18 protein-coding genes and 1 tRNA gene are annotated in these 26,386 nt (G+C 68.9%); 5 read left to right on the forward strand and 14 right to left on the reverse strand.

The window, feature by feature from the left end:
- Positions 1–251: 251 nt before the first annotated feature.
- On the forward strand, positions 252–3,986 hold the full coding sequence (locus tag BM249_RS04245) for a family 16 glycosylhydrolase (RefSeq protein ID WP_143103675.1): 3,735 nt from the start codon (positions 252–254) through the stop codon (positions 3,984–3,986).
- 198 nt (positions 3,987–4,184) lie between these two features.
- Here the strand turns inward: BM249_RS04245 and BM249_RS04250 are convergent, their stop codons facing one another.
- Positions 4,185–4,565: a hypothetical protein gene (locus BM249_RS04250; protein WP_091969289.1), complete on the reverse strand. Its 381-nt coding sequence runs from the start codon at positions 4,563–4,565 to the stop codon at positions 4,185–4,187.
- 217 nt (positions 4,566–4,782) lie between these two features.
- On the opposite strand from BM249_RS04250, the gene BM249_RS04255 reads away from it, so the two are divergent.
- Entirely contained in the window at positions 4,783–5,115 is a 333-nt protein-coding gene (locus BM249_RS04255) for a hypothetical protein (protein ID WP_091969291.1), read from the forward strand.
- Between the two features lie 138 nt (positions 5,116–5,253).
- On the opposite strand, the gene BM249_RS04260 is transcribed toward BM249_RS04255, so the two are convergent.
- Together BM249_RS04260 and BM249_RS04265 are read right to left on the reverse strand one after the other, a co-directional pair.
- A complete protein-coding gene (locus tag BM249_RS04260) occupies positions 5,254–5,967 on the reverse strand; it encodes a sugar transferase (RefSeq protein ID WP_425284788.1) in 714 nt (237 codons plus the stop codon).
- Positions 5,968–6,310: 343 nt separating this feature from the next.
- Complete coding sequence (locus BM249_RS04265) at positions 6,311–7,168, reverse strand: aldo/keto reductase (protein ID WP_091969294.1); 858 nt, start codon at positions 7,166–7,168, stop codon at positions 6,311–6,313.
- Between the two features lie 191 nt (positions 7,169–7,359).
- Here BM249_RS04265 and BM249_RS22115 point away from each other — a divergent pair, with 191 nt between their 5' ends.
- Positions 7,360–9,003, forward strand: coding sequence for a GMC oxidoreductase (locus tag BM249_RS22115; RefSeq protein WP_091969296.1), 1,644 nt, complete (start codon positions 7,360–7,362; stop codon positions 9,001–9,003).
- A 3-nt stretch (positions 9,004–9,006) separates the two neighbouring features.
- Here the strand turns inward: BM249_RS22115 and BM249_RS04275 are convergent, their stop codons facing one another.
- From BM249_RS04275 to BM249_RS04320, 10 genes are all read right to left on the reverse strand, one after another.
- On the reverse strand, positions 9,007–10,137 hold the full coding sequence (locus BM249_RS04275) for an alginate lyase family protein (RefSeq protein WP_091969298.1): 1,131 nt from the start codon (positions 10,135–10,137) through the stop codon (positions 9,007–9,009).
- Complete coding sequence (locus BM249_RS04280; protein WP_091969300.1) at positions 10,134–11,474, reverse strand: hypothetical protein; 1,341 nt, start codon at positions 11,472–11,474, stop codon at positions 10,134–10,136. Before BM249_RS04280 ends, BM249_RS04275 begins: the two co-directional genes overlap by 4 nt.
- Before the next feature lie 164 nt (positions 11,475–11,638).
- Positions 11,639–12,757 carry an endo-1,4-beta-xylanase gene (locus BM249_RS04285; RefSeq protein ID WP_177232313.1) on the reverse strand — a complete coding sequence of 373 codons (1,119 nt, stop codon included), beginning with the start codon at positions 12,755–12,757 and terminating at the stop codon, positions 11,639–11,641.
- Positions 12,758–12,786: 29 nt separating this feature from the next.
- Positions 12,787–13,728, reverse strand: coding sequence for a glycosyltransferase family 2 protein (locus BM249_RS04290; RefSeq protein WP_091969308.1), 942 nt, complete (start codon positions 13,726–13,728; stop codon positions 12,787–12,789).
- Positions 13,729–13,731: 3 nt separating this feature from the next.
- Complete coding sequence (locus BM249_RS04295) at positions 13,732–16,050, reverse strand: polysaccharide biosynthesis tyrosine autokinase (RefSeq protein WP_091969309.1); 2,319 nt, start codon at positions 16,048–16,050, stop codon at positions 13,732–13,734.
- A 227-nt stretch (positions 16,051–16,277) separates the two neighbouring features.
- Positions 16,278–17,585 (reverse strand): hypothetical protein, encoded by a 1,308-nt coding sequence (locus BM249_RS04300; RefSeq protein WP_091969310.1) that lies wholly within the window; start codon positions 17,583–17,585, stop codon positions 16,278–16,280.
- A 62-nt stretch (positions 17,586–17,647) separates the two neighbouring features.
- Entirely contained in the window at positions 17,648–18,844 is a 1,197-nt protein-coding gene (locus BM249_RS04305) for a glycosyltransferase (protein WP_177232314.1), read from the reverse strand.
- 11 nt (positions 18,845–18,855) lie between these two features.
- Positions 18,856–20,592, reverse strand: coding sequence for a heparinase II/III family protein (locus BM249_RS04310; protein ID WP_177232315.1), 1,737 nt, complete (start codon positions 20,590–20,592; stop codon positions 18,856–18,858).
- A 279-nt stretch (positions 20,593–20,871) separates the two neighbouring features.
- Positions 20,872–21,762, reverse strand: a complete 891-nt coding sequence (locus tag BM249_RS04315; protein WP_244528581.1) for a metallophosphoesterase family protein — start codon at positions 21,760–21,762, stop codon at positions 20,872–20,874.
- Positions 21,763–21,802: 40 nt separating this feature from the next.
- Complete coding sequence (locus BM249_RS04320) at positions 21,803–22,867, reverse strand: glycosyltransferase (RefSeq protein WP_177232316.1); 1,065 nt, start codon at positions 22,865–22,867, stop codon at positions 21,803–21,805.
- Positions 22,868–23,265: 398 nt separating this feature from the next.
- Between BM249_RS04320 and BM249_RS04325 the strand changes: the two genes are divergently transcribed.
- The gene (locus BM249_RS04325) at positions 23,266–24,429 is read left to right on the forward strand and encodes a glycosyltransferase (RefSeq protein ID WP_091969314.1); all 1,164 of its coding nucleotides are present in this window, start codon (positions 23,266–23,268) and stop codon (positions 24,427–24,429) included.
- Positions 24,430–24,522: 93 nt separating this feature from the next.
- The gene (locus BM249_RS04330) at positions 24,523–25,806 is read left to right on the forward strand and encodes a polysaccharide biosynthesis/export family protein (RefSeq protein WP_091969315.1); all 1,284 of its coding nucleotides are present in this window, start codon (positions 24,523–24,525) and stop codon (positions 25,804–25,806) included.
- A 436-nt stretch (positions 25,807–26,242) separates the two neighbouring features.
- Here BM249_RS04330 and BM249_RS04335 read toward each other — a convergent pair.
- A tRNA-Gly gene (locus tag BM249_RS04335) sits at positions 26,243–26,317 on the reverse strand.
- Positions 26,318–26,386: the final 69 nt, after the last annotated feature.

Below are 26,386 nucleotides of genomic sequence, written 5' to 3' on the forward strand. Positions count from 1 at the left end.
GTGTGCAAACTGCCCCCGCGTTCACCCGTCGGAACTGGCGGGACGCGCCATCTGACCCTTCAGCTCAAGAATTCATCGCCTGTGCCAATAAATTAGACAGCAAGAGTCGATTAAGGACGGACCAAAACATCCTGTCGACAGCAAGATGATCGGCACGTCGATGCCAATTACCCCCTAAATACGAAAGGGTTTGGAAAGACCCGCCTTCCAGGGTGAGTGACAAGATCATCTGCTCAAAGGCCGGATATACCGTGGCGAATCTTGTAAAGACTTCTTCCCTCGTCCGTACAGCGGCCGCCGCCCTTGATGACACGCTGCCCGAGTCGGGCGTGTCGTCGGCTTGGCTCACGATGCAGGTGAATGGCGGGCGGCTCGTGGGCGGCGCGGGCAACGACCAGCTGTCCACGCGCTTCGCGACGGGGACCCTGGTCGGCGGTCGCGGCGACGACGTCTACTGCGTGGCCTCGCAGGACGTGGCGATCGTGGAGGCCGCCGGCGAGGGCATCGACACCGTCAAGAGCTGGGCGAAGAGCTTCACGCTGTCGCCGACGCAATCGATCGAGAACCTGCTGCTGCAGGGCAGCGGCGACATCGCCGGGACCGGCAACGCCCTCGACAACCGGATCGTCGGCAACGATGGCCGCAACGTGCTGGCGGGCGGGCGCGGAAACGACGTGCTCACCGGCGGGGCGGGCGCCGACACCTTCGTGATCCAGGCCGGCGACGGCATGGACGTCATCACCGATTTCACCGCGAAGGGGGCGGACGCCGACACCTTGCGGATCGAGCGCTACGCCTATGCGAGCCTCGCGGAGCTGCGCTCGAGAATGCTCCAGGTCGGCGCGGACGTGAGGATCTCCCTGTCCGACAGCGACGCGGTGACGCTCAAGAACGTCGCCCTCGCCAACCTCACGGAGGCCAATTTCAGCTTCCTCTCGCTGCAGAAGCCCATGGCCCTCGTCGGCACGGCGACCCGGGATACCCTCGTGGGCGGTCACGGCGACGACACCCTCCTGGGCAAGGGCGGGAGCGATGTGCTCACCGGCGGGGCCGGCGCCGACCTCTTCGTGATCGCCCAGGGCGACGGCTCGCACACGATCACCGACTTCTCCGCCAACGATCGCCTGAAGCTGTCCGGCTCCGCCTTCGCGAACTTCGCGGCGGTGCGCGCGGCCATGACGACCTCCGGCGGCGACCTGCGCATCGCCCTCGGCGGCGGCGAGGGCCTGACGCTCAAGGGGATCGGACTGGACGCCGTCAAGGCGGATCAGGTGATCCTCGACTACACGCTGGCAACCTCCGGGACGACGACGAACTGGATCAGCCAGCCCAAGGCGACCGGCCTCGTGCTGGGCACGGGTGGAAACGACCAGATCTCCGTGAGCGTGGCCGGCGCGATCCTCAAGGGCGGTCTCGGCGACGACGTCTACAACATCGTGCCCGGCGTCACCGTGGCCGAAGAGGCCGGGGCCGGGATCGACACGGTCCGGGTCTGGACCGGCGAGGGCTACGCGCTGCCCGACAATGTCGAGAACCTGACGCTGATGGGCAGCGGCGCCGGCTGGCTCCGCGGCAACGGCCTCGCCAACATCCTGCAGGGCAACGGCGCCGACAACACCCTCGTCGGGGGGAAGGGCAACGACATCCTGACGGGCGGCGGCGGCGCCGACCTGTTCGTCGTGGCCAGGGGCGACGGGTCCGACGTCATCACCGACTTCTCGACGGGTGCCGCCGGCCGCGACGTCGTGCGCCTCGACGGCTTCGGTTTCCGCAGCTTCGCCGAGGTCGCGGCCCGGATGACGCAGTCGGGCGCCGACACGGTGCTCGACCTCGGCGACGGGGCGACGCTGACCCTGCGCGGCACGAGCCGCGCCAGCCTCACCGCCGAGAACTTCGCGCTTCCCCTCGACAAGACCGGCTTCGTCCAGACCTTCGGCGACGCGTTCACCGGCTTCTCGCGCGCCGCCGCCGGCGGCACCTGGATGACGCAGTTCACCTACGGCGGCACCGCCGCTTATACGTTGACCGCCAATGCCGAGGAGCAGCTCTACGTCGACCGCGACTTCAAGGGCCTGCCCGGTTCCCTCGCGGCGAAGAGCCTCGGTCTCGACCCGTTTTCGGTCCAGGACGGGTCCCTCGTCATCTCGGCCCGTCCGGTGACCGAGGCCGCCCGCCCGTTCGTCGCTGGATATGGCTGGACCTCGGGGCTGATCACCACGCAGTCGAGCTTCTCCCAGACCTACGGGCACTTCGAGATCACCGCCGAGCTTCCGTCCGTGAAGGGCGGCTGGCCCGCCTTCTGGCTGCTCCCGGCCGACAACAGCGGCACGAGCGAGCTCGACGTGTTCGAATATCTCGGCTCGCGCACGGACTCCCTCACCTCGTCGGTGCATGCGCAGAAGAGCCTGACGGAGATGACGTGGCAGCCGGTGGAAGGGCTCACCGTCGGCAAGCACACCTTCGGTGCGACCTGGACCCCCTATGGCATCGACATCTTCGTCGACGGCGGCCTCGTGGCGCACCACGCCACGCCCGACGACATGAGCCGGCCGATGTACATGCTCGCCAACCTCGCCATGGGGGGCCGCTGGGGCGGCTCGCCGGACGCGGGCGCGACCGCGCAGCTCAAGATCGATTCGGTCAAGGCCTATCAGCTCGACGAGTACACCCTGGCCGGATACCGGTTGAAGGCCAGCGCGGCTCCGACCACGACGGTGACCGGCACCGCCGCCGCCGAGAAACTGACCGGTACCGACGGGGCGGATCGGCTCGATGGCGCCGGCGGCGGCGACACCTTGGCCGGGGGGCTGGGCGACGACACCTACCTCGTGACCCAAGCCGGCACGCGCGTCGTCGAGAAGCTCGGCGAAGGGATCGACACCGTCCAGAGCCGGGTCTCCTTCACCCTCACGGAGAACGTGGAGAACCTCACCCTGCTCGGACACACGGCGATCGATGCCACCGGCAACGCCAACGCCAACATCCTGATCGGCAACGACGGCGACAACGTTCTGACGGGCGCGGGCGGTAACGACGTGTTGACCGGCGGGGCCGGGGCCGACACCTTCGCGCTGCGGCAGGGGGACGGATCGGACATCATCACCGACTTCGCGGCGGGGCCGGGCGCGGGGGATCGCGTGACCCTCGACGGTTACTGGTTCACGAGCTACGCCGATATCGTTTCGGCGATGTCGCAGCACGGCGCCGACGTCTACCTGGCGCTGAACACGTCCGAGACCCTCGTCTTCCGCGATCACCACGTGTCCGACTTCGCGGCCGACGACTTCCGGCTTCCGGAGGCGCCGCCGACGAGCGAGGCACCGACCCGCTGGATCACCGGGACCGCCGCCTCGGAGGCGCTCACCGGCACGCCGCTCGACGAGGCGCTCCAGGGCAAGGGCGGAGCGGACACCCTCGCGGGACGGGCGGGAGACGACACCTACACGGTCGCGGTCGGCACCACCGTGGTGGAGCGACCCGGCGAGGGCGTCGACACCGCCGAAAGCTGGCTCTCAGCCTACACCCTGACCGACAATGTCGAGAATCTCACGCTGATGCTGAAGGGGGCGACCGGCAACGGCAACGACCTCGCCAACCGGATCACCGGCTCATCCGGCGCCGACAGGATCGACGGCAAGGGCGGCAACGACTGGCTGACCGGGGGCGCGGGCAACGACAGCTTCGTGTTCGACACCGCCCTCGACGGGACCCGCAACGTCGACACGATCACCGACTTCATGCCCCGCGCCGACGTGATCCTGCTCGCCGCCGACACCTTCGCCGGCATCGGCCCGAAGGGCGCCCTCGCATCCTCCGCCTTCGAGGCCGGCACGGCGGCGCACGACGCGGCCGACCGCATCATCCATGACCGCGCCACCGGTGACCTCTTCTTCGATGCCGACGGGATCGGCGCCGGGGCGATGGTCAAGTTCGCCCACGTCACGCCCGGCCTCGTCCTCTCGGCCTCGGACTTCCTCGTCATCTGAGCCGCCGGGGGCCTTCCCTTCGCGACCGCGCCGCGCCGCCGCGAAGGGGGAGGGGGCGACCGCTTCCGCCTCCCTCGTTCCGTGGGACCAGCAAGCCAAACGACGATGGGCGCCGGGCGGCCTCTTCGGCGCGAGACGAGGCGCGACAACCAGGGGGGAGGGCGGTTCCCGTGAGCCCCGGCCCCGGAAACCGCTCCGCTATCCCCCGCAGGACAGGCGCCGCCGGCACAGGCCGCGGATCGCGGTGCAGCGCCCGGCCTCACGGCGGAGGCGGTCCTCGCAGACATCGTCCGCGCCAGTGCAGGTCCGGGCGCAGGTGGCGAGCCAGACGGGATCCTGATTGCGCGCCGGCTGGTGGCCGTCATCGGCGGCGGCGCATTTCGCGCGGCACACGACCGCGCGCTCCTGCCCGCACGCAGCCTGGGCGGACTGGACGTTTCGCCGACAGCGCATCCAGTCGAGATCGCAGCTGTCGCAGGCCTCGCCCGCCGCCGCGGCCGGCCCGGCCGAGGCGAGCGTCGACAGGACGGCGCACAGGGTCGCAAGGCGGACGAGGCGACCGAGCCCTACCGTGACCATCGGCCTGCGTTCTCGTTCCCGTCGGCCGCCCGCGCGCCGTGGTGGCGCGCTGAAGGATTAGGATTGTCCGCCACGCTCGCTCGCTGATTTAAGATGATCTTCACCCGAAGGCGCTAGGGTCCAGGGCACGTCCCCGGTATGAGAGTCCCCTCCTGGCTCGATACCGCCCGGTCCGAGAGCCTAGGCGAATGTCGCGTAGCGACCGAGGAGGGACGGTGTGAGCTCGTTCGCCATGTTGGCTTTCTTCGCCGCCTTTGGGTGTGTCTGTGGCTTCTACGTGTCGGTGGTCGGCTTCACGGTCACGTCCCTGGCCGTCGCTCTCCTGCTCGGGCTGACGAACCCACTCTTCGCCGGTCCCTTCACCCTCGGTTTCCTCGTTCTCGCCGTCATCGCGCAGCAGACCGGGTACGGTCTGACGGTCGTTGGCCAGGGGTTCGTCCAGCGCCGTCAGTCCTTCGCGCGCCCCGATGCGCCCCACCGCGAGAGCGAGCGGGACCGCGAGCCTCTGGAGCCACGCGGGAAAGCGCCCGGGGGGCCGCTGCCTCGCTGAAGACGGACCCTCTGATGTCCGCCGGGAACCGGGGCGGAATCGCCCGAGGTCTTTCGGATCGGCAATCTTCCCTGCCGGTCGGATCTTCCGAAACGCCGCGGCCTTGCCCCGGGGCCGGCGGTCCGCCCCGTTCGGGCATCAGTAGGAGCCGCGGCTCATGAACACCGCCGGGACGGTGCGCGCCACGATGGACAGATCGTTGGCGAACGTCCAGTTCTTCACGTAGTCGCTGTCGAGCCGGACGCGCTCCGCGTAGGATGTGTCGCTGCGTCCACTCACCTGCCACGCCCCCGTCAGGCCCGGGCGCACGGCGAGGTAGTGCCCCGCCTCGGTGCCGTACAGGGCGATCTCGTCCGGCACGATCGGACGCGGACCCACGACGCTCATATGCCCGGCCAGGATATTGAGGAGCTGCGGCAGCTCGTCCAGGCTCGTCTTGCGCAGGAAGACGCCCACCGCCGTCACGCGCGGATCGTTCTTGAGTTTGCGCGTCTCCAGCCATTCCTGCCGCGCTGCCGGATCCCGCGCCAGGTGCGCCTCGAGGGCTGCCTGGCTGTCCTGCCGCATCGTCCGGAATTTCAGGCAGCCGAACAGATGGCCGTCGCGGCCGACGCGTTGATGACGAAAGAAGATCGGCCCCCCACCGTTGAGCTTCACCCCCGCCGCGACGATGCCGAACAGCGGCAGGAGAATCAGGAGAACCGATACGGCGAAGGTCAGATCGAAGCAGCGTTTGCTGAACGCGGTCGCCGGCGAGCGGCCGGCGGACCAGGCCACGCCCTGACTCGATTGACCTTCGACGCTGGGTCCCAACCGGGACGTGATCTCCGCGTTCATTCGATTATCCGTCAAAGAGAAACGGTTTATTAACCATTTGAGATAATCAACTTCGCCAGCCTCACCGCAATCTTGAATTTTAGGCAAATACGGCAAATTCTTTGCCAGATCGCTCAAATTCGAAGCACGTTCGAGCGATGGAAGGCAGATGAAGGCCGGGGCGTTCTCTGGAAAAACGCCGGCGCCGATCTCGCTGCTGTCTTGAACGCTGTCAAAACAATCCATGTCGCGACGCGGCGTCCGATCGGGCGGGCGTTATGCTGAATTGTCGGCGCCGAACGAGCGGGGTTTTGCCCGATAGACTGCCGCGCGAGGCTTTCGGCGATGTCTCTCCCGCGCCGATCCGCCGTGAGCGCGATCAGCCGGCGGCGGCGTGCGCCGGCCCCTCGGCCACGCCCTGGACGATCTGCGCGAGGTGGTCGCGCTTGGTCGTGCCGATCACGGCGCATTGCGTCATGCCGTCGGCGAGACAGGCGCGCACGGCTTCGACCGGACCGAGCCGGGGCTGCAGCCGGATCACCTCCCTCGACAGCACGCCGATGTGACCGCCGCGAATGGCCGCGTCGAGGCCATGGGCCGAGGCCTGGGCGAGCACGTCGGCCGGCAGTTCGAGGAGCGCCAGGCCGGGCATGGCGAGGGCGGCCTTGAGGGCCGCGAGGTCGTCGCACGAGACCCCGAAACAGCCGAGCTTGCCGGCGCGTTGCAGGTCCCGCAGCGCCTCGCCCAGGGCGGGATCGTCGAGCGCATCCGCCGGCGGGCTGTGAAGGAGCAGCGCGTCGAGGCGCTCGGTGCGCAGACGCCGCAAACTGCCCTCGACCGCCCGACGGATCGTCGGGGCGGCGAAGTCGTGGCCGATATGGCCGCTGCGCTGCCCGCTGATCCGGTCCCCCATGCGGCGTCCCAGGAGCGGCTTCAGCACGGGCTTGAACGGCCTGAGCAGGCGCATCTTGGCCGAGAACGCCTTGCCGGCCTTGGTGACCACGATGAGCCCGTCGCCGCGCGCGCCTGCGATCAGGCGGCCGAGTTCGCGCTCGCTGTCGCCCTGTCCGTAGACGTCGGCCGTGTCGAACAGCGTCACGCCGAGATCGACCGCCGCCGCGAGCAGATTGCGCGTCTCTCGCGGGGACATCGGATTGTTGAACGAGCCGATCCGGCTGCAGCCGAAGCCGATCCGCGAGGCCGGCTTGCCGTTGATGGTGAGGCTGTCCCTAAGCATTGATCCCGTCACGCTGTTTCGAGGCTCGTGCCTGGCGGCTCCGGGACCGACGCAAGACTCTCGCCGGAGCAGCCCTTGGCCGCCCTCGCCCCCTTGGCCGACACCTCCCGCCCGGCCGAGGCATCGCGCTTGCTTTTCAGTGCGCGGCACCCCGTCCGGGCCCGCCGCATCTCGACACGGACACAGGCGCGATGATCCTGAACCAAGCGGAGCTCGGCGCGGCGGGCGCGTACGACGTAGCCATCGTCGGCGGCGGCACCGCCGGCCTCATCGTCGCACACGCGCTGTCCGGCAAGGGCCTCCGGGTCGTCGTTCTCGAAGGCGGCGGCCTCCAGCGGCAGGCGCGATCGCAGGACCTCTACGGCGGACAGGTGAGCGAGCCCGAAATTCACCCCGAGCTCACGAGCTACCGGGTCCGCGCGGTCGGTGGCACCAGCCGCATCTGGGGTGGACGGGTGATCCCGTTCGATCCCATCGACTTCGAAGCGCGTCCCTGGGTGCCGGGCTCGGGATGGCCGTTCGGCTTCGAGACCCTGGAGCCCTATTACGAGCGCGCGATGCAGGTGCTGGAGGCCGGGCGCTACGACTACGCGCCCGAGACGGCGCTGCCCAATGGCCGTCGGGAGTTCGCGCCCGGGATCGACGGCCCGCACGTGACGACGACGCTCGAACGCTTCAGCAAGCCCACGAACCTCTGGCGCCGGCACGGCGCGGTGCTCACCGGCGCGGCGGACGTCCACGTCGTCCTCGACGCCACCGTGACGGCCCTGCGCCTTCGCCCCGATGGCGGCGGCCTCTCGCATCTTGAGGTGAAGGACCCGGACGGCATCCTGCGCACGGTCCGGGCACGGGCGACGGTGCTCGCCCTCGGCGCGCTCGAGACCGCCCGGCTCCTGCTCGCCTCGAACGACGTGCACGCCGCGGGGATCGGCAACGCGCACGACCAGGTCGGCCGCAACTACATGAGCCATCTCTGCACGACCGCGGGCACGCTCAGCTTCGCCGGACGCGCGACGGACATCGCCTACGACTACGAGCGCGACCCGGACGGCATCTACGTGCGGCGCCGGCTCTGGCTCAACGCGGAGGCGCAGCGCCGCTTCGGCCTGCTCAACACCACCTTCCGGACCCACCTGCCGGATGCGGGCAATCCCGATCACGGCAATGCGATCCTGTCCGCCATGTACCTGTTCAAGAGCTTCGTGCTCAGCGAGTACGCGCGCAAGTTCTCGGAGCGGCGCGCCGATGCCGGCGGGCATCTGCGCCACTGCGCCAACATCCTGCGACAGCCCCTGCGGATCGCCCGCTTCGGCCGAACCTGGCTCACGGACCGCATCCTGGCGGAGCGCAAGCTTCCCTCCGTGGTGCTGGGCTCGGCCAACAACCGCTACGTCCTCGAATTCCATGCCGAACAGGCGCCAAACCCCGACAGCCGGGTCACCCTGACGGACCGATGCGACCGGCTCGGGATGCCTCAGCTCAAGGTCGATTGGCGCCTCTGCGCCCTCGACTTCGACAGCATCAAGGGCGCCTACCGGCTGCTCGCCGCCGAATTGGCGCGCAGCGGCGTCGGCCGCCTCGACTACGACGAGGACGAACTCATCGCGCGCACCCGACGCCATGGGATCGTCGGCGGCCACCAGATCGGGACGACGCGCATGGCCGACGATCCACGCCAGGGCGTGGTCGACCGCGACTGCCGCGTCCATGGGACCTCGGACCTGTACGTGGCCAGTGCCTCGGTCTTCCCGTCCTCGGGACAGGCCAACCCGACCCACACCATCGCGGCGCTCGGTCTGCGTCTGTCGGAGCGGCTCGTGGAGGTGCTGCGCTGAGCTTCAGGGCCCGCCGAGCGGGCTCTTGAGGGGCTCCACCGCCGGAAGCGAGACCCCGAGGGCGTGGGTGAGGTCCCCGCCGAGCCAGACGATGCCGAGGGGGCGCAGACTTGCGATCCAGCCGTCCGCGGCCCGGTCGCCCGTGGCGAAGCGGTAGGCCTCGAGCCAGGCGAGCGTGCGCCCGTCCGGAGCGCCGCCGGCCCACCAGGTCTGGCGCGCCCCGCCCGCGAGATCCGCCAGGACCGATGGATCGGAAAGGCCGCGCAGGACGAGGTGGACGAGCCGGCGCAGGGGGGCATCGTCGCCGCCCGCCCCGTTCGCGACGCGGAAGGCGAGGGTCATGGACAGCGGCGAGGCGGAATAGGAGTGATAGTAGAGGGCGAGCGGCCCACGGGCGAGTTCGAGGGGCAGGCTGCCATCCGGGCGGATCTGGCCCATGGCCTGATCGTACTGCCCCAGGCCCCAGGCGTAGATCCCGCGATCGTCGATCACGGTACCGGCGGCGACCGCAGCGAGACCGGCCCAGTAAAAGTGGTTGTTGCGCTTCCAGGAGAGGCCAGAATACTCGTTCACGACCCCCTCGGCGAGGCGCCGCAGCCAACGCTCGACCGCGGGCGGGGGCTTGGGCGGAAGCTCGGCCCCGTACATCTTGAGATAGGCCAGGGAGAGCGCCACGAGCGTCCACTTGCGCTCGTAGGCGCCCTCGGGCCAGGAGACCGTCCCGAGCAGGGCGTCCCCCTCGGCCCAGGCGGTGAGCCAGCGCTCGGCGCAGGCTTGCCGCTCGCGTCGCGGCGTGCCCGTCGCCCGCATCGCCTCGTCGCTCAGCCGTACCACGGCGTCGAGATAGGCATGGAGCGGGGCCGTCGCGGCCTTTCGGTTCCGGACGCGCTCGGGATCGACCTTGGTGTAGTCGCCGCCCTTGAAGCTCGTCTCGATGACGATGTCGCGCACGGGGTCGGGGGGCACCCCGCAGGGGCGAACGGGGCCGGACGGGGCCGGCAGGGTCGGCGACGCCGCGAAGGGGGATTTCAACCCGCGTGCCGCAGCGCCGTCGAAGCCCGCGAGGGCGGCCAGCGCCCCCATCATCACCGCGCGCATGGGCCAGCCGCGGCGCCGGGCGACAGGCCTCGTCATGATGCCGCCCCCTGGCGCATCGGCGCTTCGAATCCGCCCATGCGCTGTACGAGGCGCAGCGAGAAGCCGACGGAGAGCGCGGCGACGACGGCGAAGTAGGCGGCGTAGCACCACAACGCCGCTTCGAGGCCCAGCGCCCCCGAGAGGACGAGCCCGGAGAAGACCGCGAGCCCGAAGGAGGCGACGAGCGTCATCTTCTGGATCAGGTCGCGGGCGCCGTTGAAGGCGAGGAAGTAGGTCGCGGGCTGGTAGATGCAGCCGGTGAGGACGACGCAGGCGGCCACGTACTGCGTGCCCGGCGGGATCACGTCGTTGGGGCCGAGCAGCATGCGGAAGACGAACGGGCCCGCCGCGATCAGGATCGCCGCGATGGCGACGCCCTCGGCGATGCAGACGCCGAACAGCAGGCCGAGCAGGCGACCCAGCGCGGCCCGATCGCCGGAGAAGAACATCCGGCTCAGGCGCGGCAGCGCGCTCTCCGAGAGGTTGCGCGCCACCGTCATCGCGAGCCGGGTCAGCTTCATCACCGTGTCGTAGGCCACGAGCGCCGGCCCCGTGCCGAAGGCGGCGGCGAAAAGGGCGTACGGCGAGTTCAGCACGACGAGTTCGGTCAGGCTCGACAGGAGCGCCGGCCAGAACAGGCCGAGGTAGGCGCGTGCGTCGGGCCAGCGCATCCGGCCGAGCCGGGGTCGGAACCGGAACGGCCGCGAGGCGCGGGGAAGCGCGCGCGGGAGCACGAACATGAACGCGACGGTGGCCGCCGCCATCACGACGAGGAAGGAGAAGAAGCTCCCGGTGATCCAGAGCAGCGGCAGGGCGCCGAACATGACGAGGCGGCGGATCATCGACACCCGCTCGAACCGCTTGCCGAGGTCGAGCGCCCAGATGGTCGGCTGGATATCGTAGTACCAGAGGTTGTTGGCGAGGCACACGGCGACGTAGAGCACGCTCTCCACCGCCTCGCGGGGATGCCCCGAGCCCACGATCAGCGGCACCGCGCAAGCGAGCAGCAGCATGAGCGTTCCGTGGACGTAGAGGACGACGCTCGCCTCGTTGGCGGCCCGGTCCATGCCGCCCGCCTCCGACGACTTGCGCAGGGCGACGAAGTTGGCCCGCCCGACCGCCTGGCTGAGGGGGAGGACGTAGAAGCTGATCGCGGTGAGGAGGATCACCTCGGAGAACCGGGACGGCTCCAGGACACGCGCCAGCACGAAGAACTGGACGATGTTGAAGGACATGCTGATGACGGCATTCACGGCATGGAGCACCGCGAAGCTCGTCACGAAGGCGACGACTTGGCCGCCGATCCCCCGCTGGCTGCTGGTATCGGCTGGCACGGGGCTCTCTCCATCGAGGGCGGGAAGGGGTCGGATCGGACCGGCCAGCGGTCCGCGCGCGCGTTCGTGACTGGTCCGGTCCCGGAGCCGGGCGATCCGGGCCAGGCCAGACACGCCCTCGCCGCAGTGCGAGTTACGTGCCATCCGCCCCGGCCGGATGCGCGTCAGGGCCTCGGGGCCGCCCCGTCGAAGGCTCGGGCCATCGCGGTCCAGAGCGGCTTGCGGCCGCCGTCACGGTCGAGGGGGAGGGCGCGCTGCGGCAGCCCGTCGGTCCTGCGATGGGTCGGCAGGTCGTTGAGCCAAGTCTGACGGTCGCTCAGCCCCCAGGTCACGACGCCGACCGCGCGCGGCTCGGTGAGGAACGTCGTCAGCACGTCGCCGGCCAGCGCCGCCACCGTCGCATCCCTCCGCGCTTCGGAGGCGGGCAACAGGCGGTCCGACACGTCCATCTCGGTGATGAGGAGGTCGAGGTCGAGGGCGGCCACCGCCGCGAGGAAGCGCGCGAACTTCCCCGCGTCGTAGGGCCAGCGGCCCGCCTGGAGATGAGCCTGGATGCCGAGCCCGTGGACCGGCACGCCCTCGCGCCGGAGGCGGGTGAGGATCTCCAGGGTCTTGGCCCGCCGGACATCCTGGTCGGGCGTGTCGCATTCGAGATCGTACTCGTTGTAGTAGAGCTTCGCCTTCGGGTCGGCCCGGGCGGCGGCCGCGAAGGCGAGGGGGATGTAGTCCGCCCCGAGCGCCCGCTGCCAGAGGGAGGCCCGCAGCCCGTCCGGTCCCTGCGGATCGACGGCCTCGTTGACCACGTCCCAGGACTGCACGCGGCCGGCATAGTGCGCGGCGACGGCGGCCACATGCGCCTCCATCACCCGCCGGGCCTCGCCCGCATCCAGCGTGCCCGGCAGCCACGGCGGCAGGGCGAGGTGCCAGACCAGGGTGTGCCCGCGCAGACCCAGGCGATGCGCCTCGGCGAAGGAAGCGAGCCGGTCACCCCCGGTGAAATCGTAGGTGCCGGGCGTTTTGGCGAGGATGTCCCACTTCATTTCGTATTCCGGGACGAGCAGGCCGGCCTCGCGCAGCACCTCCCCGCGCAGCGTCGCGTTCCACGTCAGGTCGGGGCTGCGCACGGCGGTGCCGAACACCCGCCCGGACCGGGCGGCGTGGCCCGCGAGCCCAGGCTCCGTGGAGGCGCGCGCCGGCCGACCGAACAGATTCAGGCCGGCGGCCCCGAGGCCCGCGACGACGGCGCGGCGCGTTCGGCCTTCGATGCTCCGATGCGGGCTCAAGACGCATTCTCCTCCGGTTTCGGGGCTCGTCATTTCCAGACCACGCCGCCGCAGGCTCTGATGTAGGCGCGCGCGCGGGGACCGATCGGCGTCCGGCGGGTCCGGGCGCCGCGGCGCCATTGCAGGAAGCGTCTAAAGCTCAGGAGCGGATTGATCCGGCCGCGATTCAGGACAAGCACGTAGGCCGAGAACAGGAGAAAGTTCAGCGGCACGTAGGCGCGGGGCAGATACTTGTACGAAATGATCATCTTGTTGGTCAGGCGCATCTGCTCCACGTCGCGGCGGGGCAGGCGGCCGCCCGAATCGTTCTGCTCGACGACCCAGACCGAAGGGTCGTAGAGGATCTCGTAGCCGGCATCGATGACGCGGTAGGCGTAGTCGATTTCCTCGAGGCCGTAGAAGTAATCCTCCGGGAACGGACCGACCGCTTCGAAGGCGGACCGGCGTATGCCGAAGCCGTTGCCCTGGAAGCGAAAGGTCTTGAAGGCCTTCGTCTGATCGCGCGACTTGTCGGTGTGGGGAAAGCAGTCCCGGGGGGTGCCGCCCGTGCGGTGGTCGATGTGCCGGGCCGTGACGATGGCGAGGCGCGGATTCTCGCGGAAGGCCCTGAGATAGCGCTGGAACGCCGCGTCCGCCGGATGGAGGAAGGCGTCGTCGTCGATGAACACGATGAAGCGGCCCCGTGCCGCCAGGGCGCCGTCGTTGCGGGCCGAGACCCCCTTGTTGCGCCCGAGTTTGAGGCAGCGCGCCTGGGCGAAGCCGGCGAGGAAGGTGGAGCGGTCGATCGCGTCCGGGTTGTTGTCGACGAGGATCATCTCGATGTCCTCGCGCGTCCCCACGGCGGCGCGGACATGGGCTATGGCGGCCTGGGCGACGGAATCGCGGGCGAAGGTGATCATCACGACGGAGAACAGGGGCGCATCCGGCGCGGCCTCCGCATCCCGTTCGAGCAGGCAGGGCGTCGGGCGCATCCGTCAGTCCACCACATAGGCCCGGTAGGCCGGCGTGGCGGCGTAGGTCCGATCGCTGGCCGCGCCCTGATGGCGCAGGGTCTTCAGATTCACGTCGTTGAGCACCGATCCGATGAGGCGCTCGCCGACCGCCGACGCCCCCCCGAGCGCGTTCGTCGCCGTCACGATCGGCGTCTCGCCGGCGCGGGCGACGAAGACGAAGGCATCGATGGCGGGCGCCACCGCGCGCACGTCGACGATGGGGACGAGGGGCGGCAGATCGACGATGACGAAATCGAACTGCCCGGAGACGTGCTGGAGGAGCTGGCGCATCGCCTCCGAGCCGACGATCTCGCTCGTATGGGGATTCGCCGACTTCAGCGCGGGCAGGACGCGCAGGCCCGTGATCGGATCGGTGAGCAGAACGTCGGACAGAGAAGCCTTGTTCTCCAGCACCTCCGCGAGGCCGCTCAAGCAGCCGGGCGCGACGATCTCGGACAGGGTCGGGCTGCGCAGGTCGGCGTCGATGAGGAGGATATCCTTGCCGGCATGGGCGAGGAGTTGCGCGAGGTTCATCGCGACCATGGACTTGCCCTCGCCGGGCACCGCCGAGACCATGCTCAGGATCTTGACCTCGCCGACCGTCGAGGCGGCGCCCGCCGCGACCTTGATCGCCCGCAGGGTCTCGGCAAACCGGGTGAAGGGCTCGTCGACGGCGTAGCGCAGGGCGCCGATATCCTCGGGGATCAGCTTCGCGCCGGGCGGAAGGCTGAGATCCGCGCGCGGCCGGGAGCGTCCGCGCAGGCGGGTGACGCGCGGCAGCACGCCGAGGCAGGGCAGGTCGAGGCTGGCCTCCAGTTGCTGGGGTGTGCGGAACACGCCGTCCGTCATCTCTTTCAGAAGGGCGGTGGCGGTGCCGACGGCCAACCCGCCGATCGCACCCAGGATGAGGATGAGGAGCGACTTCGGATGGCTCTTGAGGCGAGGCGGGCTCGCCTCCGAGAGGATGCGGGCCTCGGTGACGGGGAAGCTCTCCCGCTGGAGGGCGGACTTGTAGCGCTCCAGGAAGCTCTCGTAGATCGTCTTGTTCGACGAGGCTTCGCGCTCGAGTTCGCGCAGTTGGACCTGCGCGGTGTTCGAGACCGCCGTCTCACCGGTGATCTCGGCCAGCCCGTTCGACAGGGTCTGCTCGCGGGCGCGGGCCATGTCGACGGCGCTGCGGAAGCCTTGGAGCGCGCGCGTCAGCTCGGCGAGGAGGAGGCGACGGATATTCTGTTCCTCGGTGCGCAGGTTCGCCACGGCGGGATGGTCGTCGCCTAGCCGGGGCGCGACCTCGGCGAGGCGCTTGGAGGCGGTGATCGCGCGTTGGCGCAGGTCGTTGTAGACCTCGCTGTTGAGGAGGTCGGCCGGGGCCGCGTCGGGATCGCCGGCGTTCACGACGGCCTGCAGCCGCCGGTACTTGGCCTCGGCCTCGGCGGTCGCGGCGCGGGCGTTGACGAGCTGGAAGCTCATGTCGCCGAGTTGTTGCTCGTTGAGCAGGCGCATCGTCCCGCCCGGGCCGATGCCCGCCGAGACGATGTTGTTCTTGGCCTTGAAGTCCTGCACGGCGCGGTCGGTGGTGAGCGCTGCGGCGCGCATCTCCTGGATCCTGTCCTGAAGCCAGACGCTGGCGCGGCGGGTGGCCTCGTATTTCGACTGGAGCTGATCGGTGAGGTAGGCGTCGGTCATCGCGTTGGCGATCAGCGCCGCCCGTTCGCGGGAGCGGGCGCGGAAACTCACCGAGAGCACGTAGGTCAGGGCGGAGCGCTTGACCTCCAAACGGTCCTGGAACTCCTCCATCACGTCGCGCGGGATGCCGCCGGGCAGCACCGGCACGACCTCCGGCGGTCCGATCACGGCGGCGACGGCCCGGCGCGCCAGAACGAGGCCGCTCCCCAGGATGTTGCCGGGGGTGCGGAATTCGGGATCGTCCACGAGGTTCAGCTTGCGCAGCACGATGCCGGCGATGCGCTCCGACTTCAGGATCTCGACCTGACTGTCGACGCTCGACGTGTCCATGCCGATGGAGAGAAGGGTGCTCGCCCCGTTGTTGGTGGCCGAGGCCCCGTTCTCCAGCTGGAACGCGCTGCGGTTGTCGATCAGGATGTCGGCCTCGGCCGTGTAGAGCGGCGTCGTGGTGAGGACGAAGACCAGCGCCAGCAGCGTGAAAAGCGCCGTGACGGCCAGGATGAGGCCCCGCCGCCGTCGAACGATCCCGAGGAGAGCCGTCACGTCGAGCAGCGCGAAAGCGGCGTCTCCGGCCTTCGGGAGCGGAGCGGTCGGGATCCGGTCGGGGTTAAGCATCGTGCGTCCAACTTCCCGCCGTGAAGGCGCTCTTCGCCGAGGGGGGCCGGTTCGGCGAGACGGAGCGCGAGAGACGATCGTCCGGAAACGGAGGCCGATAACGTGCAATCGGCACCCGCTTCCGGGATTGCATGGTCACGGCCGACCTCAACACGAAGCCGGCCTCGGAACCGCTCCTGCGAAGACGCAAGGCGGGTGCCACACGCCGCGGCGGAACCTCGCTTATGTCATCGCGGCAGGGTGCGGCGGCGTGCGGGTCCGGCATCCTGGATGACGACGTAGCCTGCCGCGAAGATGATCGAATAGACCGAGATGAGCGGCACCAGAAGCGATCCGTTCAGCAGATGATACTGCATGAACATCATCCAGCCCATCACGAACGGGACGCCGCCGCCGAAGTAGCAATACGCGATGAAAATGAACCATCCGACAAAGGCAATCATGCCGTATTCTCGAAAGAACTTCGACGTCGGATTCCAGGCGATGTTCATGGCGCGTGGCATATTGCCTGCACCGATTCCGAAGAAATATTTGAAGCTGCGGCCCTCGATCGCCTCGTTGATCGTCTGGATCGGGGCAAGGAAGCGCTGGTTGGCGCTGGAGCCGTTCTGCGAGAACTCATCGCTGCGCTTGGCCATATTGTCCAGCAGACCGATGCCGTAGGCCCCGCCCACGGCAAGCGGCAGCGCAACGACGAGCGCCGCGATCAAGGCTCGGTTCAGGTAAAACAGCATCACCACGCCCGAGAGGACGACGAGGAGCATGCCGGTGCCGCCGAAGGTGCTCATCAGACCGGCACCGAGGACGCCGAGGAACGTGATTCTGCGGAAGAAGCAGACCTCGATGATCAGTCCGAAGGCAATGAACTGGGAGACGAACGACGTCTCGAGGAAGAAAATACCGTTGGGCTTGATCCAGCGCGAGCCCCAGTGGATCGGCTGAATGTAGACGTAATAGAAGAAGAGGAGCTTGCTCGGGATCACCGTCTCGATGTTCGGCATTCCGAGGCCGACCGCTTGCGTCAGCCAGTTCGAAATCACCAGCAGGGCGGCGGTGCCGGTCGCGTACTGAAAGTTCCGCAGAAGCCGGAGATAGGTCTCCCGGTCCAGCGGGATGACGAACAGGTATAGGCCGTAGATGATCGCAAACAGCGTCATCGACGGAATGGAGAAGGCGCTGTGCTGGGAGACGGCATGCGCGACGAGGGCGAGCGCCATCATCACGAGGTAGAGCGCGAGCCGGAGCCCGTGAATGCGCAGGCACCCCCGGGCAGCGAGCAGGCACAGCGTGACGATGTGCAGGACGACGACGAACTGAATCTGATTCTCGCCGCCGAGATAGACCGCCACCTTCTGCGTGGCGGCTGCCACGAACAGCTCCGTGGTCATCACCCGGATGATCCAGCGCCGGCGCGCCTCGTCGAGGAGCGGGCTCGCCTCAGCCATCGCGAGGCCCTGGGCAGCCTGCGAAAGCCAGGACGGGCGCGTCGGATTGAGGCTGATCGGTCGGGCCATGGTCACCGCAAGATCGCGCATTCCGAATCCCGGAGGACTCGGCTGTCCAGGCGACGCAGCACAAACCATGCCGGAGGTTGCTCTCAGGTGGCTCCGGCCCCCCCTGGCAGCCCCTGCTGGCCCGTCAAGACGCGGACAACCGCCTGCAGGTCGTTATTGTCGGTGAAGGCGGTATCCATCGCGGCGACCGCCGCGGCCTTGACCGCCGTGTATTCCGCGGGGAGGCGGCGGGTGATCAGGTCGACAATCGCCTCTTCCTCCGGCGGCACCGCCCAGCCGATCCCGAGGCGCTCGACGTAGGTCGCGGTTTCCGAATCGGACTCGGTGAGCATCGGCACGCCGAAAAAGCCGCCCTCGTAGAGCCGGTTCGGCAGGAGCCAGCGGCCGCTGTCGCCCTTCTTGGAGAGATCGAAGCCCCAATTCAGGTCGATCTGTGCGTAAACCTCGTAGAGGCCGCCCGGATAGGGGAACTCGCCGTGGAACACCACATTCGGCAGCCCTTCGAAGGTGCGCCGGAAGCTGTCCCGGTCGCAATAGGTCGGCACCCCGGCGAGGAGAATGCCGACCTGCGGCAGGCGCCGCGCGATGGTGGCGAGGAGGGCGGCCGAGCGCGCGCAGCGGAACGCCCCGACCCAGCCCAGGACGAGGCGGTCCGGGTCGCGGCCCGGCTTCGTGCGGCCGGCCGCGCGCCAGTCGCCTTCGGCCTGCCGCGACGCGGCGAGGGCTGCGGGGTTCAGCCGATTCTCCACGAGGATGATCGGCCGTCGATAGCCCTGGATCGGTCGGAAGTAGCGGGTTTCGAAGCCTGGCGAGGAGACGATCAGCGCGTCGCACTGGCGCAGAAGTCGACGCTCGACGAATCGGAGCAGGCGCGCGACGGGGGAGGTGCCGAGGAGAACCCCGCGCACGTCGAGCACCTCGTAGACGAGCGGTCCTTCGAGCCGTCCGAGCAGGCGCGCGGCCAGCGCGATCGCCAGCAGATCGAGGTTGCGCGCGATGATGATGGCCGGCCGGGGCAGGCCGGGCCGGCGCAGGACCGTGACGAGGGCTCGGGCGAGCGCGCCCAGGCGTCGCCCGTAGCGCCCGGACGGGATGACGCCGAAGGAGACGTTCTCCCAATCGGGCACGAAGTCCTGATGGTAGTTGTGCCGCGCGAAGGTGAATCCGACGACCCGCGTCCCGACCTGCCGCAGTTGCGCCAACCGCCGGCGCGTGCCGGTTTCGGCGACATCGGGCCCGAAATAGATGAAGTCCGGCCGCGTGCCCCGGGCATCCGCCATCGCCGCCCCCCTCATGCGCCCGCTTTCAGGACGGCAATCCGAAGACCCGCCCGGTCCGCCTCCGCCTTCGGCGCCAACACCAGTGCGGTCGCCTCCTCCCAGACGTTGTAGCGGCGCGACCAGCGGCCGGCTTCCGTCGACAGGGTCCCGGCCAGCGCACGGATCTCGACGCGCAGATCGTCCTGCACCATCACGAGTCGCCCCTCGCCAGTGCTCCCCTCGATGATTCGCCATCCCGCCGGGATCAGGAAGCGCGAGGTTCTGGCGGCGTCACCCGCCCCCGCCCAGCGATCGGCGATCTCGAGGACGAAGTCGGGTGTCAGCGCGACGCTTCGCTCGACCGTCACGCCCGCGAAGGCGAGCCGGCCCGTCGCCGATTGCCGGCCGTCGGGCGCGAGCCCCGCCTCCACGAGGGTTGCCGCGCAGCGCCGCCCGACCTTGAACGAGCCCAAGAACTCGACGGGTTCCATGCCGGCGACGCTCGGACCGTTGTGGCTGCCCCAGGCGCGGGCCGCGTCTCGCACGGGGCCGGCGGAGTAACTGTAGGTGCCCGGATCGACGATCAGCCGGTGCGGGCCGACGGAGGTTTCGATCGCCAGGAAGTCGGCGTGCCCGTGGCCCGGGTTCATGTCGACCCCGATCGGTCCCGCATCGAACACTGCGACGAACGGCCCGCACGCGAGACGAACATAGCCGCAGTCGGGCATGGCGCGGAAACCGACGGCGGGCGCGCCCGGCAAGACCGCGGAGGTCGGCGGCCCCTCGCCGATCCAGGCATCGTTGAACATGACGGGTTGGTCGTCGCCGAGGGTGAGGGCGGCCAGCGCCGCCTCGACGCTGCCGAGGCGGCGGTCGATCAGCCGCGCCTGCGCCTCCGTCCAGATCGGGACCTCGCGCAGAATGCGCAGGCTCTGGACGCTGAGCGACTGATACATCGCCGAGCGCTCCAACTGCCCGCCGTCCTCGCCGAACGAGGCTTCCACCACGGGGCCGAAGTTGCGCCGGAGCGCGGCGGCGATGGCGGGCGGGAAACGCGCCCGCGACAAGCCGAAGAGGGCCAGGGCGGACAGGTTGCGTTCGAGGTGATTGTAGCCGAGCTCAGTCTCGAGGTTGCGCAGCAGGAAGGCCACGTTGTAGCGCAGGAAGGCCTCGACCCGCGTCCAGTCGGGCGTGCCGCGCAGGGCGGCCGGGGCGCGCACGAGGGCCGCGGTGAGCGCCAGCGTGCGCTGGGAGGCGGCGTAAGGGTGCCACGTCTCCGAGAAGACGGCACCGTTCGAGAAATCGGCGCTGCGCAGGAAGCCCGGGATGAGCCCGGCCACGAATGCGAGGCCCTCCTCCGGGGTCCGGTCCATCAGTGTACAGGCATAGCCGAAATTGGCGAGGTTCCAACGCCAGAGCTGGTGGTTGCCCGCATCCGCCCGGACGGTCCAGTCGATCTGCTCAGCGCTGCCGAAATCGACCGTGCGGTTGAGGAACGTGAATCGGCCGGCCAGACAATCGGGCACGTTCTTGGCCTGCTTGGCCTCCTGGAACACCGCAACGACCGCCGCCGCGCGATGCGCGGGCTCGCTCGGCGCGAACTCGGGAAAAGCAACCGCGACACGTTCGATGGCGGCCCGGTAGGAGGCCGCCCGCAGCGGCACCGTCTTGTTGCGGTAGCGGCGGCGGGCATGGCCGATCAGCGCATGCGGCGGAACGTACGAGATGGCGCGGAGGGCGGTGGTGAGCGTGCGGATGAACGAACTCATTCTATTCCCTCGTCCTCGGACGGTCTTCATCGCGATGGGCCGGGATGCCACCGCGCAGGACAGCAGATGCGCGCCGATTCATGGATGGTGATGCATTTCTAGCCCGGAGATTGCTCGATGTTTCGCGTGCGCGTCTCGAAGACATGTCGGTCGCGAAGGCATCCCGCCGCGCGGTTTGAGATTTCGACGTGCCATGTCTTCATTCGATGAACCCGTTGCCCATGGTGGGAATGCGCTCCGGTGGGAGACGGCATCGCTCCACCGCGGCGCCGTCCGGCTCTATCCACACAGCACATGCTGGGTGTTTCCCTCCAGCGCGACGCAGCCGAGACGACCGGTGAGGTAGGCGCCGGTATCGAGGTTGATCCGATTGGTCCGCATGTCCGGCTCGCGCACCGGTGTATGGCCATGGACAACCACGGCTCCGTGATCGGCCCGCGATGTCAGGAAGGGCTCGCGGATCCAGAAAAGATCGGCCCTGTCCTGAGCATCGACGGGGATTCCGGGACGGATACCGGCATGCGCGAAGAAGTAGCTGCCGTAGGCGACGGAGGGACGGCAGCCCGCGAGGAAGCGGCGATGGGCCTGCGGGAAATCGCGCCGGAACGCGGCGACGAGGGCCGGCCATTCCTCCCGGCTCGGCCGGCTCCCCTCCGCGACGGGCAGGCCGTAGGCCGCAAGGGTGTCGCTCGCTCCGCTCCGGCGCCACGTCTGGGACAGCGGAGAGGTCTCGCCCGGTGGGGCGAGCGCGCCGAGCAGCATCGCCTCGTGGTTGCCGAGGAGCGGCCGGATGGGGCGCCGCTCGGCCCGGCCGATGAGCAGGTCGATGACGCCGCGACTGTCCGGGCCGCGGTCGACATAGTCGCCGAGATAGATCTCCAGCGTCGCCGCCACGGGGTGGCGCCGGCGGTCGGCGTCGATCTCGGCGAAGACCCGCGCGAGGCAATCGGCCCGCCCGTGGACATCGCCCACGGCGTAGATCCGAAGGCCGGTCGGGACGACCGGGAGGGGACGCGGACGGCCGCGCAGGAACCCGCCGAGTTTGGCGCCCGCTCGGCGGAGGAGCCAGCGCGCCGTGCCGCTCCCCCCCGGTCCGCCCGTCGCGTGCCCGGCCCGATCCCGCGCGGGGCCGCCGCCGCCCCACCCTCCGGGCGGTCTGGCTACGGCCACGCTGTCGTTCGCGCCGAGATCCACGCGTCGGACCGCCGCGCTAACGCCGGGTCGAAGCGGCGATCGTCCAAGTCTGGAAACGCTCGCCGCGCAGGGACTTGTAGACGCCCGCACCCGTGGCGGCCGTGGCGGCGACGCCCTCCCAGATCTTCGAGACCAAGGGCAGGCGCGTGCGCCCGGCGAGGACGATCCCCAGCACGAGGGCTGCGACGAAGGCCAGGAAACCCGCTGGGCCGAAGGCGAGACCGACCATCAACGCCGTGCAGATCATCCCGAGCGCCACGAAGTAGCCCGAGAGCCAGCGCAGCAGCTTGTGGGAGGTATACATGTAGACCGGCAGGACGCCGCTGCGCAGGATCCGGGGCCACAGCAAGCGGTGGCAGTTGAAGGCGCGGCAGGAGATGCGGACCTTGCGGCGCAGCTCGTCCTCGCGAACCGTCGCCGCGCGCTCGTAGGCGACGAAATCTTCGGCGCGCACGATGCGGTGGCCGGAGCAGAAGATCGACATCGAGGTATGGAAGTCGTCGATGATGTCGGCGGGGGCCGGGGTGTAGAGGCGGCGGCGGATCGCGAAGATCGAGCCGTCGGCGCCGACCACGGAACCCGTCTCGCTCTCGAGCTGCTTGAGCCACTCCTCGAAGCGCCAGTAGCGGGCGCCCGTCCAGGCCGTCGCGCTCTCGTCGGGGTTGGTGTAGCTCAGGTGGCCGGTGACGCAGCCGATCTTCGGATCGCGGAAGTAATGGCCGACATTCGCGACGCGCTCCGGATCGATCATCACGTTCGCATCGGTGAAGATCACCACCTCGGCCGAGGTCTTGCGCATCAGCGCGTTCATGCCCGTGCTCTTGCCGGCACGGCGCTCGGCGAAGGACAGGGTCAACACATCGGAATGGGCGCGCAGGAACTCGTCGGTGCCGTCGGACGAGCCGTCGCTGTGGACCAGGAGTTGGCAGTTCGGCAGCCGCTCCTTGAGCGCGAGCATATTGGCGACCTTCGCCTCGATGACTTGGCGTTCATTGTAGACGCAGCAGGCAATGGCGTAGCTGTTGGGCGCGGCCCCGATCGGCGCGATTGCGTTGCGGCGGAGCGCCTTCAAAGCCAGCAAGCTCAGCGGATACGTCGTGTAAGGATGCACCGCGAGAAGGAAGCAGATAAGAAGCATTGCTGCCAAAAAAATCATCATCCCTGCGCCCCTTGATTGATGAGGATCGTTGCAGTTGGGCGGATGACGATCGCACTTCGGCGAAAGCCGTATAGGGCAGCATCCGACCAGTGGCAGCCCGCTTCCCGTCGGCGGAACGCCACTGATCATGGTTAAGCGATAACCATGCCATTGCGACGGTTCGGTCGGATCGCCCACGAGCGCGCCCGCAATGCTGTCCGAGACTGGCCTGAACATTGCGTTCACAGTTAACGCGGTCTTGCCGGGTCGGTTGTGTTCTGCGCCGCGCGCGGATCGCCCCGGTGTTTTCCGGCTGTCAAACGAGGAATGACGGGGGGCGAATGTCGACAGGCGTTCTCGGCGCCGCAGCGTTGCTTTTCATGGGGCTCGCGGCGCATCCGTTCACCACCTATCCCCTGTCGCTCTACCTGATGCGAAGGCTGGGGCTGAGCAGGAGGCGGGTCGCGACCGGGGTACGGGACGCGAACATGTCCTTCGCCGTCTGCATGTCGGTGTTCAACGAGGAAAGCTGTATCGAGGGGAAGATCGCCAACCTTCTGGAACTGGCCGCGACGGTCGAGCACTGCGCCATCCACGTCTACGCCGATGCGCCCTCCGACCGGACGGTCGAACTCCTGCGTCCCTATGCCGACCGGATCGACCTCGTCGTCGGCCACGAGCGCTGCGGCAAGACGCACGGCCTCAACGTTCTGATGAAGCGGGTCGAGGCGGACATCGTCCTGTTCACCGACGCGAACGTAATCATCGATCCGGCCGCGCTCCAGCACATCCGGCCACATTTCGACGATCCGAGGGTCGGATGTGTCTGTGGCAACCTGATCTACCTGAACTCCGACGAGACGCCGACCAGCGCGTCGGGGGCGCTGTACTGGCGCGTCGAGGAAGCGATCAAGCAGCTCGAAAGCGACACCTATAGCGTGATCGGCGCCGACGGCTCGCTGTTCGCGATTCGCCGGGACTGTCACCGGCCGCCGCCGGACGACATCATCGACGATTTCTACGTCTCGATGACGATCCTCTGCGACGGCTACACGGTCGTCCGCGAGCCGGCGGCGCTGGCCTTCGAGCGCTCGGCGACGGGCAGCGGGGAAGAGTTTCGGCGAAAGGTGCGCATCGCCTGTCAGGCATTCAACGTCCATCGCCTGATCTGGCCACGTCTGCGCAACGATCCGCGGTTGGTCTATTACTACCTCTCCCATCGCCTGCTGAAGTGGCTGATGATCTACAACATCGCCATCGGTTCGGCCTTGATGCTCTGGGCCCTGGCCATGACGTTCTCGCCCGGATCCATCACCCTGCTGTCGGTTGCCATGGCCCTCGCCACCGCGATCCTCGCCGGCTCCGGTTCGCGCCTCGTCCAGAACGGGCTGGCGATGCTCCTCTCCTGCACGGGCGCCGGCCTCGGCGTGTGGCTCTCGCTCCGGGGGGACCGCTTCCAGGTCTGGCAGCCGGCGCTGTCGACCCGCACTTCGGCCGGCGAGTGAGGCTGGCCGCGACGGTTCCACGGCGGGGTCTGCCGCGATGAGGCGCGGGGCGGCCTCCCGCCCGCTTGTCCGATCGAGTCTGAGGCATTGACGATGCTATCGAAATTCATCTTCGAAATCGCCACCGGCGGCCCGCGCAGGACGGTTCGGGGGCCGGCGCTCGGCTGGCTCGCCGCCCTCATCGCGGGGACCGCGCCCGTGGCGGCGGCCGATTACCGCCTCGGCGCAGGCGACAGCCTGGAGATCACCGTCGTGGGGATGACGGACTTCCGCTACAAGCTGCCGGTCGATCTTCAAGGTGAGATCGCGGTCCCGTATGTCGGGGCGCTCTCGGTGTCGGGCAAGACGGTGCCGGAGTTGCGCAAGGAACTGCAGGAGCGTCTGCCGACGAAGCTGATCCGGCAGCGGACCCTTGAGGGGCGCGACGTGCCGGTGGTGGTGCTGCCGGAGGAGGTCGTCGTCACCGTCGCCGAATACCGGCCGGTCTACGTCAACGGCGACGTCGCCCATCCCGGCGAGCAGCCGTTCCGGCCAGGCATGACGGTGCGCAAGGCGCTGGCGCTGGCTGGCGGCTACGACATCATGCGCTTTCGCGCCTCGAACCCGTTCCTCGACTCGGCGGATCTGCGCGGCGAGTACGAATCCCTCCTCACCTCCGCCGCGAAGGACCAGCTCCAGATCTGGCGCATCCAGATCATGCTGGGCCAGCGAACGAGCTTCGATCTCAAGAGCCTGCCGCAGACCCAGGCCGTCGCCGACCTGGCCACGACCGAGGACGCGCAACTCAAGGTCCTGGAAGCCGATTTCACCAAGGAGAAAGGCTTCCTGGTGGAGGCCTCGCGGAAGGCCACGGCGCAGCTCGCCACATTGACCTCACAGCGCAGCAGCGAGACCGAAGGTCTCAAAGCCGATTCCGAGGATTACGATCGTCTCAAGGACCTCATGCAACGCGGTACGGTGCCGATGTTGCGCATCTCGGACGCACGCCGCAACGTCCTGCTGTCCTCCACCCGGTGGCTGCAGGCCGCCGCGCAGGTCACGCAACTGGAGCGTGACCGTGACGAGATCGACCGGAAGGTCGTGCGGCTCGCGGACCAGCGGCGCTCCGATCTCCTGAAGGAGTTGCAGGAGGCCACGACGCGCCTGAATGCGACCCGAGCCCGCATGGATGCCGTGTCGGAAAAGATGCTCTACACCGGCATCGTCAAGTCGCAGATCGTCCGGGGCAAGGGCGGCAAGCCGAGCCTGTCGATCTTCCGCAACGAGGAAGGTGTCCCTCGGCGCATGGACGTGCAGGAGGACGCCGATCTGTTCCCGGGCGATACCATCGAAGTCGCGCTGACGACGGAATATGCCGTCGGGCTCGGCAGCCGGTAGGGATATGATCGCGCGTGCCGGAACCGCTCGGGCGGGCAACGTTGCCGCCGAGGTGATCCGCACGCGACGGGGCATACGGCCAACGTTCACCCGGGACCGGGCCGCGGGTTCGGCCGAGGCCTTCCCGGACGGATCGCACGGCGCGAAGCGGCACAGGACGGGATGGGTGCGGGCGGTCCCGGGCCGTGCCCAATCGCCGACGCTGAGATGGGGCGGGCCTACGGCTCGCGGAATGGTCATGCTCTCGACGATCGGGCCTCGTATCAGCCCCAGATCTGGCTCGGGGCCGGCCCGTGCCCACGCCGATCGGCCGCGGGACGCCGACGAAAACGCCGGCGCTCGCTCACCCCGCCCCCCAGCTCGTCAGACGTCGACGGTGGCCGATAGGATCACCACTGGAATCGAGGCAAGCGATTCAAGCGCAACGCAAATCATCTGGAGCGGGCGATCGGGATCGAACCGACGACATTCAGCTTGGGAAGCTGACGTTCTACCACTGAACTACGCCCGCGCCGCCCGGAGGCGGTGCGACGCTGCGCGTCGCGGGGAGGACCATATCAGAGACGGATGCGTTGTCCAC

Origin of the sequence: Methylobacterium gossipiicola (genome assembly GCF_900113485.1) — a bacterium.
GTDB lineage: Bacteria > Pseudomonadota > Alphaproteobacteria > Rhizobiales > Beijerinckiaceae > Methylobacterium > Methylobacterium gossipiicola.

Bases quoted from the DNA above. Each gene is read 5' to 3' on its own strand.
- BM249_RS04250 (WP_091969289.1), bottom strand. From the start codon at position 4,565: ATGGTCACGGTAGGGCTCGGTCGCCTCGTCCGCCTTGCGACCCTGTGC.
- BM249_RS04265 (WP_091969294.1), bottom strand. From the start codon at position 7,168: ATGCTTAGGGACAGCCTCACCATCAACGGCAAGCCGGCCTCGCGGATC.
- BM249_RS22115 (WP_091969296.1), top strand. From the start codon at position 7,360: ATGATCCTGAACCAAGCGGAGCTCGGCGCGGCGGGCGCGTACGACGTA.
- BM249_RS04275 (WP_091969298.1), bottom strand. From the start codon at position 10,137: ATGACGAGGCCTGTCGCCCGGCGCCGCGGCTGGCCCATGCGCGCGGTG.
- BM249_RS04290 (WP_091969308.1), bottom strand. From the start codon at position 13,728: ATGCGCCCGACGCCCTGCCTGCTCGAACGGGATGCGGAGGCCGCGCCG.
- BM249_RS04295 (WP_091969309.1), bottom strand. From the start codon at position 16,050: ATGCTTAACCCCGACCGGATCCCGACCGCTCCGCTCCCGAAGGCCGGA.
- BM249_RS04300 (WP_091969310.1), bottom strand. From the start codon at position 17,585: ATGCGCGATCTTGCGGTGACCATGGCCCGACCGATCAGCCTCAATCCG.
- BM249_RS04305 (WP_177232314.1), bottom strand. From the start codon at position 18,844: ATGGCGGATGCCCGGGGCACGCGGCCGGACTTCATCTATTTCGGGCCC.
- BM249_RS04310 (WP_177232315.1), bottom strand. From the start codon at position 20,592: ATGAGTTCGTTCATCCGCACGCTCACCACCGCCCTCCGCGCCATCTCG.
- BM249_RS04325 (WP_091969314.1), top strand. From the start codon at position 23,266: ATGTCGACAGGCGTTCTCGGCGCCGCAGCGTTGCTTTTCATGGGGCTC.
- BM249_RS04330 (WP_091969315.1), top strand. From the start codon at position 24,523: ATGCTATCGAAATTCATCTTCGAAATCGCCACCGGCGGCCCGCGCAGG.